General features: G+C 60.2%; 12 protein-coding genes. 4 read left to right on the top strand and 8 right to left on the bottom strand.

Translation table 11 applies throughout. The features are described 5' to 3' along the window. Window positions 1-3: 3 nt before the first annotated feature. Complete coding sequence (locus N8H74_RS23505; protein ID WP_217831553.1) at window positions 4-585, top strand: CsiV family protein; 582 nt, start codon at window positions 4-6, stop codon at window positions 583-585. 11 nt (window positions 586-596) lie between these two features. Further along, window positions 597-3,287, top strand: a complete 2,691-nt coding sequence (locus N8H74_RS23500; RefSeq protein WP_262150663.1) for a DEAD/DEAH box helicase — start codon at window positions 597-599, stop codon at window positions 3,285-3,287. Window positions 3,288-3,400: 113 nt separating this feature from the next. On the opposite strand, the gene N8H74_RS23495 is transcribed toward N8H74_RS23500, so the two are convergent. The 3 genes from N8H74_RS23495 to N8H74_RS23485 all read right to left on the bottom strand — a co-directional run bounded on the left by N8H74_RS23495 (window position 3,401) and on the right by N8H74_RS23485 (window position 6,027). Then, complete coding sequence (locus N8H74_RS23495; protein ID WP_217831551.1) at window positions 3,401-4,138, bottom strand: S-methyl-5'-thioinosine phosphorylase; 738 nt, start codon at window positions 4,136-4,138, stop codon at window positions 3,401-3,403. Between the two features lie 12 nt (window positions 4,139-4,150). Beyond that, window positions 4,151-5,161, bottom strand: coding sequence for a beta-N-acetylhexosaminidase (gene nagZ / locus N8H74_RS23490; RefSeq protein ID WP_225929995.1), 1,011 nt, complete (start codon window positions 5,159-5,161; stop codon window positions 4,151-4,153). Window positions 5,162-5,319: 158 nt separating this feature from the next. Further along, on the bottom strand, window positions 5,320-6,027 hold the full coding sequence (locus N8H74_RS23485) for a TetR/AcrR family transcriptional regulator (protein ID WP_217831550.1): 708 nt from the start codon (window positions 6,025-6,027) through the stop codon (window positions 5,320-5,322). A gap of 229 nt (window positions 6,028-6,256) precedes the next feature. Between N8H74_RS23485 and lexA the strand changes: the two genes are divergently transcribed. Together lexA and sulA are read left to right on the top strand one after the other, a co-directional pair. Next, window positions 6,257-6,865, top strand: a complete 609-nt coding sequence (gene lexA / locus N8H74_RS23480) for a transcriptional repressor LexA (RefSeq protein WP_217831549.1) — start codon at window positions 6,257-6,259, stop codon at window positions 6,863-6,865. Window positions 6,866-6,875: 10 nt separating this feature from the next. After that, complete coding sequence (sulA, locus tag N8H74_RS23475) at window positions 6,876-7,349, top strand: SOS-induced cell division inhibitor SulA (RefSeq protein WP_262150660.1); 474 nt, start codon at window positions 6,876-6,878, stop codon at window positions 7,347-7,349. A gap of 89 nt (window positions 7,350-7,438) precedes the next feature. Here the strand turns inward: sulA and N8H74_RS23470 are convergent, their stop codons facing one another. The 5 genes from N8H74_RS23470 to fadA all read right to left on the bottom strand — a co-directional run bounded on the left by N8H74_RS23470 (window position 7,439) and on the right by fadA (window position 12,698). Further along, window positions 7,439-7,672: a hypothetical protein gene (locus tag N8H74_RS23470; RefSeq protein ID WP_217831547.1), complete on the bottom strand. Its 234-nt coding sequence runs from the start codon at window positions 7,670-7,672 to the stop codon at window positions 7,439-7,441. Window positions 7,673-7,778: 106 nt separating this feature from the next. Continuing rightward, window positions 7,779-8,303 (bottom strand): DUF6586 family protein, encoded by a 525-nt coding sequence (locus N8H74_RS23465; protein WP_262150658.1) that lies wholly within the window; start codon window positions 8,301-8,303, stop codon window positions 7,779-7,781. A 141-nt stretch (window positions 8,304-8,444) separates the two neighbouring features. Further along, window positions 8,445-11,072, bottom strand: coding sequence for a type I DNA topoisomerase (gene topA, locus N8H74_RS23460; RefSeq protein ID WP_217831545.1), 2,628 nt, complete (start codon window positions 11,070-11,072; stop codon window positions 8,445-8,447). 114 nt (window positions 11,073-11,186) lie between these two features. After that, window positions 11,187-11,423 (bottom strand): DUF1653 domain-containing protein, encoded by a 237-nt coding sequence (locus tag N8H74_RS23455; RefSeq protein ID WP_262150656.1) that lies wholly within the window; start codon window positions 11,421-11,423, stop codon window positions 11,187-11,189. Window positions 11,424-11,522: 99 nt separating this feature from the next. After that, a complete protein-coding gene (fadA, locus tag N8H74_RS23450; protein ID WP_217831543.1) occupies window positions 11,523-12,698 on the bottom strand; it encodes an acetyl-CoA C-acyltransferase FadA in 1,176 nt (391 codons plus the stop codon). Window positions 12,699-12,707 lie beyond the last annotated feature (9 nt).

The following is a 12,707-nucleotide window of genomic DNA, read 5'->3' as shown; positions in this document are numbered from 1 at the left end:
CGCATGCGCCTGTTTCGTTCACCAACCCTGTTGATGACCTCGCTCTTGATGACGCTGCTGGCCCCCACGGCATTTGCCGATGACACGTATCAGGTCGAAATGATTCTGGTCCGCCAGAACGCGGTGCCGGCGATTGTCAGCCGTGCCGCACCGGAAGACTGGGCCGCTGGCGCCCAGCGCCTCGGCGATGAAACCAGACGCACCCCGGCACTGGGCGACGTCGCGGCGAAGCTGACCGCCAGCGGCGAGTACAGCGTATTGATGCACAAGGCCTGGCAACAGACCCTGGGCGAGGCGCCAGCAAAGGTCGCAGTCAGCGAGGGCCAGGAGCAGTTCGGCCAATACCCGATCGAAGGCACCCTGGAAATGCAGCTCGGGCGCTTTACCGACGTGAACGCCGACTTCTGGGTCAATCAGATAGATGGCAACGGCATGGTCACCGCCAGCGAACGGCTGAAACAGGAAAGCCACACCAAGAATGGCCAGCTCAACTATCTCGACAACGGCCACCTGGCCCTGCTGATCAAGATCACTTCCCTGACGGCGCCTGCGCCACGGGAAGCGCCTGAAGTCGTTCCGGACTGATCGAAGTCGTTATGTCCGCGTCTCTGAGCAAGCCGTTGGCACCCTCCTGGGTCAGCCGATTCAAGGAACAGAGCCTGGAGCGTGGCCGCCGCTACGCTCTGGAAAACCGGGTACGCATCGTTCAGGTCGGCGACGCCACCATCACCGCCAGTTGCGAAGGCTCTGGCGGCAACGTCTATCGCCAGACGATTCGCCTGCGCGAGTCGGCCAAAGGCACGCTGCTGATGGTCGACGCGACCTGTACCTGCCCTGTTCACAGCAACTGCAAACACTGTGCAGCCGTATTGCTGCAAGTGCAGGAAACCCTCGAATACCCCGCCGCCGCCAAGGACGCCGAACTGCTGGAGAAACTCCAGGCCGTGCTGGAAAACCGCAGCCCCAAAGCGCCGCCGCAAGTGCTGGTGGACAACGTCCAGCCAATGCCGCGCCTGTGGCTGGCGAGCGTCGAGTTCAGCGCCTTCGAGCCACGCAACGGCAAAATGCAGCGCTACATCCAGCATCGCGCGGCACTGTCTTTCAGCTATCTCGACGAATACGTCAGCGGGCAGAAAAACAGCGACATCCTGATTCGCCAGGAAACCCAGACCCTGCGCATCAAGCGTCATCCGGACATCGAGCAGACGTATCGCGAGCAACTGCGCATCCTCGGTTTCCGCATCGCCACCCGGCAGAGCAAGGCCTTGCCGGAAAGCGCCGGCGAGCTGTACGAGATGGTCAATGACAGCGCCTGGCTGACCTTTACCCTCAATGATTTGCCAAAGCTGCGCACCCAGGGCTGGGAATTGCAGATCGACGACGAGTTCGGTTTCGACCTGACCGCCGTCGACGACTGGTACGCCACCGTCGAGCAGACGCCGGAACGCGACTGGTTCGACCTGGAACTGGGGATCATCGTCAACGGCGAGCGCCTGAGCCTGCTGCCGATTCTGCTCAACCTGATGCGCTCGCACACCGAGATTCTTGTCCCCGAGCGCCTCGCCCGCCGGCGCGACGATGAGCTGATCCTGGTCAACATTCCGCAACGCAACAGCGAACACGGGCCGTTGCAGGTGGCGCTGCCTCTGGGTCGATTGAAACCGGTGCTGGCGACCCTCGGCAACTTCTACCTGCAAGAGCCGGGCGAAACCACCCTGCGTCTGAGCAAGGCCGACGCCACCCGACTCAATGCACTGGAAGGCATTCCCTTGCTGTGGGAGGGCGGCGACCAGATTCGCAGCCTCGCCCAGCGCCTGCGCGATATTCGCAGCTACAACGCCAAGGCGCCAAAAGGCCTGAACGCGACACTGCGCCCTTATCAGCTCGAAGGGCTGAGCTGGATGCAATCGCTGCGCGAACTCGAAGTCGGCGGGATTCTCGCGGACGACATGGGCCTGGGCAAAACCCTACAGACCCTGGCGCACATTCTCAGCGAGAAAAACGCCGGACGCCTGGATCGTCCGTGCATGGTGGTGATGCCCACCAGCCTGATTCCGAACTGGCTCGACGAAGCAGCGCACTTCACCCCGCAACTCAAGGTGGTTGCGCTGTACGGCCCCAGTCGCAAAAAACACTTCGAACATCTGGCCGACTACGATCTGATCCTCACTACTTATGCGTTGCTGCCCAAGGATGTCGAACGTCTGGCGCAGCAATCGTTGCATGTGCTGGTGCTGGACGAAGCGCAATACATCAAGAACCCCAACAGCAAGGCGGCGCAGGCCGCGCGCGAACTCAACGCTCGCCAGCGTCTGTGCCTGAGCGGAACGCCGCTGGAAAACCACTTGGGCGAATTGTGGTCGCTGTTTCACTTCCTGCTGCCCGGCTGGCTCGGCGACGTCAAAAGCTTCAATGCCTCTTATCGCGTGCCGATTGAAAAACACGCCAGCGAAGTCAGGCTTCAGCACCTTAACGGCCGGATCAAGCCATTCCTGTTGCGCCGCACCAAGGAACAGGTGGCGACCGAGTTGCCGCCGAAAACCGAGATCATCCACTGGGTCGAACTCAACGAAGCCCAGCGCGACGTGTACGAAACCATGCGTCTGGCGATGGACAAGAAAGTCCGCGACGAGATCACCCGCAAGGGCGTGGCACGCAGCCAGATCATCATTCTCGAGGCGCTGCTCAAGCTGCGTCAGGTCTGCTGCGATCTGCGCCTGGTCAACGACGCTCCCCTGCCCGCTAGTGGCAGCACCTCGGGCAAACTCGACAGCCTGATGGAGATGCTGGAGGAACTGTTCGAGGAAGGTCGGCGGATTCTGCTGTTTTCACAGTTCACGTCGATGCTGGCCCTGATCGAAGACGAACTGAAAAAACGCAACGTCGCCTACGCCCTGCTGACCGGGCAGACCCGTGACCGGCGCACGCCAGTGAAGGAATTCCAGAGCGGCAAGCGTCAGATCTTTCTGATCAGCCTGAAGGCCGGCGGCGTTGGCTTGAACCTCACCGAAGCGGATACGGTGATTCACTACGACCCGTGGTGGAACCCGGCCACCGAGAATCAGGCCACCGACCGCGCCTACCGAATCGGCCAGGAGAAGCCGGTATTCGTCTACAAGATGATTGCCCGAGGCACGGTGGAAGAGAAGATTCAGCACCTGCAAAAGGAAAAGTCCGACCTGGCGGCGGGCGTGCTGGATGGGCGCAAGGCCGGAGACTGGAAGCTGCAGAACGACGATATCGATGCGTTGTTTGCGCCGTTGCCGGACAAGTTCGACAAGCGCTGAATCTCGGCGCTTGTCAGATCTCATTCGCGAGCAAGCCCGCTGCCACAGGCGTCATACAAAACCTGTGGCAGCGGGCTTGCTCACGAAAGGGGCAACACAATTCAAAACCGGACTCAGCCCTTGAGCACCCGCGCCAGCGTCGATTTCACCTTGCCCATCCCGTCATGCAAGGCCTGCTCGATCTCGGCCATGGTGATCACCGCCGTGGTCTTGCCCGCCGCCGGGTTCACCACCAGCGACAGGCAGGCGTAATCCAGCTCCAGCTCACGAGCCAGCGCCGCTTCCGGCATGCCGGTCATGCCGACGATGTCGCAACCGTCACGCTCCAGGCGCACGATCTCGGCCACCGTTTCCAGACGCGGCCCCTGGGTGCAGGCGTAGACGCCTTGATCGCTGTACTCGCAGCCTTCGGCGGCCAGCGCGGCGATCAGTTGCTGACGCAGCGGCTCGCTGTAGGGAAAGCTGAAGTCGATATGCGTGACATGTTCCAGGTCATCGGCGAAATAGGTGTGTTCGCGACCGCTGGTGTAGTCCACGATCTGATGCGGCACACAGAAATGCCCGGTGCCCATTGCAGGATGAATCCCGCCCACGGCGTTGACCGCGATAATCGCCTCGGCCCCGGCCTGCTTCAACGCCCACAGGTTGGCGCGGTAGTTGACCTTGTGCGGCGGGAAGCGGTGTGGATGGCCGTGACGGGCGAGGAACAGCACTTCCTTGCCGGCGTATTCGCCAATCTGCACGTCGGCCGATGGCGCGCCGTAGGGCGTGTCCACTGCCAGTGACTGACGAATGCTCAAGCCTTCGAGCTGGGTCAGGCCGGTGCCACCGATGATTGCGTAAACCGTCATAGCGAAAAATCCTTAATCAATCAGTTGAGCGTCTTTGAGCGCGCCGACAGCGGCCAGCCAGCGTGGATCCTGACGGTATTCGGTATTGGCGAACGCCTGCCCGCGCATCCGCGCGATACGCGCCGACGGCTTGACCTTCAGGCGCTGCGCAGCGCTCAGGGCGAGCTCGGCAGCGGCGCGATCATTACACACCAGGCCCATGTCGCAACCGGCCGTCAGCGCCGCTTCGATACGACTGGCCGCATCGCCGACCACATGAGCACCGGCCATCGACAAGTCATCACTGAAGATCACGCCATCGAACTGCAACTCGCCACGCAGAATGTCCTGCAACCAGCGACGGGAGAAACCGGCAGGTTGTGCGTCGACTTGCGGATAGATCACATGGGCCGGCATGACCGCCGCCAATTGCTTGCTCAATCTGGCGAACGGCACCAGGTCATTGGCGCGGATCTGGTCGAGACTGCGCTCGTCGTTGGGGATCGCGACGTGGGAGTCAGCCTCTGCCCAGCCATGACCGGGGAAATGCTTGCCGGTGGCCGCCATGCCGGCTGCGTTCATGCCACGAATGAAGGCCCCGGCGAGCAACGCGGCGCGCTCGGGATCGCCCTCGAACGAGCGGGTGCCGACCACGGCGCTGCGCTGGTAATCCAGATCCAGCACCGGCGCGAAACTGAGGTCGAGGCCGACCGCCAACACTTCGGTGGCCATGATCCAGCCACATTGTTCGGCCAGATATTCCGCATTCGGATTGTCGGCAATCGCGCGCATGGCCGGCAGACGCACGAAACCCTGACGCAGGCGCTGCACGCGACCGCCCTCCTGATCCACCGCCAGCAGCAGATCCGGACGGATGGCGCGGATCGCTGCGCTCAGCTCGCGAACCTGGCGTGGATGCTCGATGTTGCGGGCAAAAATGATCAGGCCACCCACTTCGGGCTGGCGCAACAGTTGGCGATCTTCAGCCGTCAGCCAGGTACCGGCGACGTCCACCATCAACGAGCCTTGCAGGCCTGCAGTCATAGAGATTCCTTTAAAACGAAAAACCCGTCGCACACGAAAACGCCGCCGGGATTATCCCAGGCGGCGGTTTCAATGGAGACGGGTTCAGAACGAGAGTCGGCATGGGCGGCTAGCTTAGCGGATGTCAGCTGCCGCGCCCACCCGGATATCGCAGTCGATCAGGCCTTGGCAACCGCCGGTGCGGTCTTGCTGCGCGGACGCAACTGAGCGGTGGCCATGGCATCGTCAGTGACGCCGGTTTCGGCACGCATGCCGGCGGCCAGGAACGGCACCATCAGGCGCATGACCTGCTCAATGGATGTATTGACGCCGAAATCGGTCTCGGCAATCGCGCGCAAGGCCTTGATCCCGGACATGCTGAAGGCTGCCGCACCGAGCATGAAGTGAACACGCCAGAACAATTCGATGGGAGGAATGCGCGGAGCGGCTTCGTTGACCAGCAACATGTAGCGGCGGAAAACCTTGCCGTACATGTCTTCCAGATAACGCCGCAGGTGACCCTGACTCTGGCTGAAGGCCAGACCGAGCAAGCGCATGAAGATCGACAAGTCGTTGCCGCTGCGCGGTTGCACGACCAATGCCTGCTCGACCAGGATCTCCAGCAACTCTTCCAGGGTCGGCTTGTTTTCGGGCTTGGCCTGACGCCGCTCAAGCTCTTTATCGAGGCTGATGCAGAACGGCCCGAGAAAACGCGAGAAAACCGCCTGGATCAGCGCCTTTTTTGAGCCGAAGTGATAGTTGACCGCCGCCAGGTTGACCCCGGCCTTGCTGGTGATCAAACGCAACGAGGTTTCGGCGAAACCTTTCTCCGCGAACAACTGCTCGGCAGCATCAAGAATGCGTTCAACGGTTTCCGACTGGGCCATGGCTACTCCGCCTGACAAACACTTGTTTGAAACATACGTTTCAGCCTGTGCGTTGTCAAGCTTGCGAAGTCGTTTTGGGAATGGTCGGTCAGCTATTTAACCACACAAGGCAGACGCTTCCATCCGCGCTCGCGCCGACCGTCCGGCAGCTGGCCAAAAAACGGGCATTGCCAAGGTCGCTTCACTGTATATAATCCCAGCCACTGTATAAAAAAACAGAGCGATCAATATGCTAAAGCTGACGCCACGCCAAGCCGAGATTCTGGCCTTCATCAAACGCTGCCTCGAAGACAACGGCTACCCGCCGACACGCGCCGAAATCGCTCAGGAGCTGGGTTTCAAATCGCCCAACGCGGCGGAAGAACATCTCAAGGCGCTTGCCCGCAAAGGCGCCATCGAGATGACCCCTGGCGCCTCTCGCGGCATTCGGATTCCCGGCCTTGAGGCCAAGGACGACGAATCCACGTTGCCGATCATCGGTCGGGTGGCCGCCGGCGCCCCGATCCTCGCCCAACAGCACATTGAAGAATCCTGCAACATCAACCCGGCCTTCTTCCATCCGCGCGCCGACTACCTGTTGCGCGTACACGGCATGAGCATGAAGGACATCGGTATTTTCGACGGCGACCTGCTCGCGGTTCACACCACTCGCGAAGCGCGCAACGGCCAGATTGTCGTGGCCCGGATCGGCGATGAAGTGACCGTCAAACGCTTCAAGCGCGACGGCAGCAAAGTCTGGCTGATTGCCGAGAATCCGGAATTCGCGCCCATCGAAGTCAACCTGAACGACCAGGAACTGGTCATCGAAGGCTTGAGTGTCGGCGTCATTCGCCGCTAAAGGAGGCTCCATGCAGTTCCCACAAGCACCTCAGCAAACACAATTGCCGTTATTCGATGCGTTTCTGGCGCAGCCACTGGCTCCGATCCTCAACGACGTGGTCGAGCGCTCCTGGAATGCACAACCCGAAGTCTTCAGCGAACTGTCATTGCGTGGTGCGGCCGGGAACTGTCTGAGCCTGCTGGCGCCCATTCTTCGCGAATTGAGTGAGGATCAGGATGCGCGATGGCTGACCTTGATCGCCCCACCCGCCAGCCTCACCCAGACCTGGCTGCGGGAGGCCGGCCTGAACAGGGAGCGCATTCTGCTGTTGCAACCGCGCGGCACTCAAAGTGCTCAGCAACTGGCCTGCGAAGCATTGCGCCTGGGTCGCAGCCACACTGTCGTCACTTGGCTCAACCCTCTGAACACAAGTTCGCGGCAACAACTGGTCAGCGCCGCACGCATCGGTGATGCGCAGAGCCTGAATATTCGCTTGGGTTGATTCACTTGCTTGTAATGCGCGCTGTGTGAAGCGCAGGGCTTCTCCAGGGACAGAGAAGCCGATCTGATGCGGTAACGACTGAGCCGGGATCAATGAAGAACCCGCTGCCCCTCATCCTTGTCAAACTCGCCCTCGACCATGCGACCTGCCATCTGGACGCCGACACTGAGCATCGCCTTGGCGATTTCTACATGCTGGCCCTGCAGGAACGCCTTGGCATCCTCGGAGAAATCCAGAGTAACCAAAGAACCCTCGTCCTCGGCCCTGCGCAGCTCGATACGGCCGTCTGGTAACTCGACAATTTCTAGAAAGGACGTTGGCATAGGGGTCTGTTCTCCACGAAAGGCAGGGATTATATAGACATCGTTCAGGCTTCGCTCGGGATCTTGACCAGCAGCATGTTTCAGATTGCCATCACCCCGAACCCGTTCAGCATTCGTTCAGGCCGTCGCGAAAGCGAATCGCCAGACTCTTGAGGTTTTGCCGCCACACTTCCAACTCCTGGCGACTCAGCTCTTGCGGCGCCTCTTCCTCATCCAGATTCACTGCCTGAATCAGCGGTTGCGTCACGTCGCCTTTGGGCTTGTGAGGCACTCGCGGAGGCTGAAACATCGCCGAATGCGCCGCCAACAGTTTGGCCAGCCAGGTTTCCGGATTCCCAGCCAGCTCGATCATCTCAGCCAGTTCCGGAATCGCGATCGACTCCAGCACCTCACGGGTCAACAGCGCTTCAGCCCGCTGTGCATTGGCCTCGGGCAGTCGGTAAAACCCGGCAATTTCATGGCAAAGCCCCAACAACGCACCATACAGATGAAACAGCGCCGACTCGCGCCCGGCCTGAATCAGTGCCAGAGCATTCATCGCCCGCCCCTCTTCGGCTCTTGCCAGGGCTTCCAGCGACAAGCCAGCGAAATAGATCTTCTGATTGGTACGGGTATAGAGTTCTTGAGCCATGACGGCGCTCTCCACAACGAAATAATTGCTTCACACAGGCCGGACAGTGTCATGGATCAGCCGATCCCACCGCAAGCCCAAAACAGAAAGGCCGCATGAAACCCGAAAGTTTCATGCGGCCTTTTCAGTACGAACGCCTCGTTACGCCTTCGCCGCCGGACGCTTGTCCTCAACGGTCCACTTGCCACCGTCAAAGAACGCCTTCCAGCCAGTCGGCTTGCCGTCGACTTCGGTCTGGACGTACTGCTCCTTGGTCTTGCGGCTGTAACGGATCACCGCCGGCAAGCCATCAGGATCCTTCTGCGGTGCGTCACAGAGGAAGTGATACTTCGGATCGATTTCGTCCTTGTGCGGCAGAATCTCGATCACCAGCGGAGCACGGGTCTCGCGGTTTTTCGGGAACTGACTGGCTGCCAGGAACAGGCCGGACGCGCCGTCACGCAGGATGTACGTGTCATTGACCTTTTCGCACTTCAGCTCCGGCATCTTCACCGGATCCATCTTCGGTGGCGCCGCGTCACCACTCTTGAGCAATTTGCGGGTGTTCTTGCAGGTCGGGTTGGTGCAACCGAAGAACTTGCCGAAGCGACCAGTCTTGAGCTGCATCTCGCTGCCGCACTTGTCGCATTCCAGGCTCGGGCCTTCGTAGCCCTTGATCCGGTAGCTGCCCTCTTCGATTTCGTAGCCGGCACAATCCGGGTTGTTACCGCAGATGTGCAGCTTGCGCTTCTCGTCGAGCAGGTAAGCATCCATCGCCGTGCTGCAGATAGGGCAGCGGTGCTTGCCACGCAGCACCAGAGATTCCGACTCACCCTCGTCGTCCGCAGCGATTTCGTCGCCCGGCACCAGGTTGACGGTCGCCTTGCAACGCTCTTTCGGTGGCAGGCTGTAACCCGAGCAGCCAAGGAATACGCCGGTCGACGCGGTACGAATCTGCATGGGACGACCGCAAGTCGTGCACGGAATATCGGTCATCACCGGCTGGTTGGCACGCATGCCGTCGTCCGGGTTTTCCGCTACTTCGAGCTTCTTCTTGAAGTCGCCGTAGAACTCGTCCAGCACGTTTTTCCAGTCGCGCTCGCCCTGGGCCACGTCATCGAGGTTCTCTTCCATGCCGGCGGTGAAGCCGTAGTCCATGAGATTGGAGAAGCTCTCTGACAGACGCTCGGTGACGATATCGCCCATCTTTTCCGAATAGAAACGACGGTTGTGCAGCGTCACGTATCCGCGATCCTGAATGGTCGAGATGATCGCGGCGTAGGTCGAAGGACGACCGATACCACGCTTTTCCATCTCTTTAACCAGGCTGGCTTCCGAGTAACGGGCCGGCGGCTTGGTGAAGTGCTGGGACGGATCGAGCTTGATCAGCTTCATCACGTCGCCCTGCGCCATGTCTGGCAGAACGTCGTCATCGCCCGGCTTGGCGATTTGCGGCAGAACGCGGGTGTAACCGTCGAACTTCAGGATACGGCCCTTGGCGCGCAGCTCGAAGTCGCCAGCGGCCACACTGACGGTGGTCGACAGGTATTGCGCCGGCAGCATCTGGCAAGCCAGGAACTGGCGCCAGATCAGCTCGTAGAGGCGCTCAGCGTCGCGCTCCATGCCCGACAGCTTGCTCGGAATGGTGTTGGCGTCGGACGGACGAATCGCTTCGTGAGCCTCTTGTGCGCCTTCCTTGCTGCTGTAGACGTTTGGCGCTTCCGGCAGGTACTTCTTGCCGAACTCGCTTTCGATGTAGGTACGCGCCATCGCCACGGCATCGGCCGAGAGGTTGGTCGAGTCGGTACGCATATACGTGATGTAGCCGGCTTCATACAGACGCTGGGCCATCATCATGGTTTTCTTCACGCCAAAGCCCAGGCGGTTGCTGGCGGCCTGTTGCAGCGTGGAAGTGATGAACGGTGCCGACGGCTTGCTGCTGGTCGGTTTGTCTTCGCGCTTGGCGATGCTGTAGCTGGAAGACTTGAGCTTCTCCAGCGCGGCCATGGCCTGGGTTTCGTTGAGCGGCTTGAAGGCTTCGCCTTTTTCACGGGCCACTTCGAAACGTACGGTCGAACCTTTGGCGCTGCCGAGATCGGCATGCACTTCCCAGTACTCTTCCGGGTTGAACGCACGAATTTCACGCTCACGCTCAACCACCAGTTTCACGGCAACCGATTGCACACGACCGGCGGACAGACCACGGGCAATCTTGGCCCACAGCAGCGGCGAAACCATGTAGCCGACGACACGGTCGAGAAAACGGCGCGCCTGCTGGGCGTTGACACGGTCGATGTCCAGCTCGCCCGGCTCGGAGAAGGCTTCCTGAATCGCCTTCTTGGTGATTTCGTTGAACACCACGCGCTTGTAGCGGCTGTCGTCACCACCGATGGCTTCGCGCAGGTGCCAGGCAATGGCTTCCCCCTCGCGATCCAAGTCGGTTGCGAGATAGATGGTGTCAGCATCCTTGGCGAGCCGGCGCAGCTCTTCGATGACCTTTTCCTTGCCCGGGAGGATCTCGTACTTGGCTTTCCAGCCATGATCGGGATCGACACCCATGCGCGAAACGAGCTGCTTGCGCGCCTTTTCTTTCGGCGTGAGCGCCGGACCTTCGCCTGCGGCGGCCTTGCCGCGCTTGGCGGCAGGCTCTTTGCTGGCGCTAGCCGAACCGCTGGTGGGCAGGTCTCGGATATGGCCGATACTCGACTTCACCACGTATTGGTTGCCCAGATACTTGTTGATGGTCTTGGCCTTAGCCGGGGATTCCACAATGACCAGCGATTTGCCCATGGATCAGAAAATTCCTGAATTCTAAAAGTGAAAGGCGGTTGGCGCCTGACGCGGCACCGCTATATATAGTGGCTACAAGGTGAGGTCAAGCGCAGGGTTCTGCGCGTACTCGCCCTATGGCTTGGAAAAAAGGCTCGGTTCGGCCTGCACCAAAGCAAAGCGTGGCACCTGCTCGCCGTCAACCTCGACCGACTCCAGAAACATGCTCAGGGGGCGAACCCAGAAGCCGTATTCGCCATACAGGGCTTGGTAAAAGACCACTTCCTCTTCCGTCTCGGAGTGCCGTGCGACACTGAATACGCGGTACTGCGGACCTTTGTAATGTTGGTAGAGCCCAGGTTGTATCGGCATGCTTCGGCCCTCTCTCAATTTTTTTTCAAAATAAAAACAAAATAAACCCGCAAAAACAAAAACCGGGGCACTTGGCCCCGGCTTCCATCGACGAGACGCTTAAACGCGTTCGAAGACGGTGGAGATGCCTTGGCCGAGACCAATGCACATGGTAGCCACCCCGAAGGTGCCGCCATTCTGTTTCATCACGTTCAGCAAGGTGCCGGAAATCCGTGCACCGGAGCAACCGAACGGGTGACCCAGGGCGATCGCGCCGCCGTGCAGGTTAACCTTCTCATTCATCTTGTCGAGCACTTTCAGATCCTTCAGCACCGGCAGCGCCTGTGCAGCGAACGCTTCGTTGAGCTCGAAGAAGTCGATATCGTTGATGCCCAGGCCCGCACGTTTCAGCGCTTTCTGGGTCGCTGGTACCGGACCATAGCCCATGATCGCCGGGTCCACACCCGCCACCGCCATCGAACGGATCACCGCCATCGGCTGGATACCCAGATCCTGAGCACGCTGCGCCGACATCACGATCATGCACGAAGCACCATCGGTGATCTGCGACGAAGTACCGGCAGTCACGGTGCCGCCCTTTGGATTGAACGCCGGCTTCAAGGTCGCCAGGCTTTCCAGGGTGGTTTCCGGACGAATGGTTTCGTCGTAGTCGAACAGTTTCAGGAAACCGTTCTCGTCGTAGCCCTGCATCGGGATGATTTCGTCCTTGAACTTGCCTTCCACGGTCGCCTTGTGGGCGAGTTGGTGGGAACGCAAGCCAAAGGCGTCCTGCTGTTCGCGAGTGATGCCGTGCATTTTGCCGAGCATTTCAGCGGTCAGGCCCATCATGCCCGAAGCTTTCGCCGCGTACAGGGACATGTGCGGGTTCGGATCGACACCGTGCATCATGCTCACATGGCCCATATGCTCGACGCCGCCAACGACGAAGACGTCACCGTTGCCAGTCATGATCGCTTGCGCGGCAGTGTGCAAGGCGCTCATCGACGAACCACACAGACGGCTGACGGTCTGGCCGGCCGAAGTGTGCGGGATCTGGGTCATCAGCGACGCCATGCGAGCGATGTTCCAGCCCTGCTCCAGGGTCTGGTTCACGCAGCCCCAGATCACGTCCTCGACTTCGGCAGGATCGACCTTGGTGTTGCGTTCCAGCAATTTGCTGATCAGGTGCGCCGACATGTCTTCGGCGCGGGTGTTGCGGTGCATGCCGCCCTTGGAGCGGCCCATCGGAGTACGACCGAAGTCGACAATCACGACGTCTCTAGGATTCAAGCTCATAAGTTCACT

The organism is Pseudomonas sp. B2M1-30 (assembly GCF_025447575.1).
Lineage (GTDB): Bacteria > Pseudomonadota > Gammaproteobacteria > Pseudomonadales > Pseudomonadaceae > Aquipseudomonas > Aquipseudomonas botevensis.
Note: the sequence above shows the minus strand (reverse complement) of the source record. Positions and strands in the feature narration are given on the sequence as shown.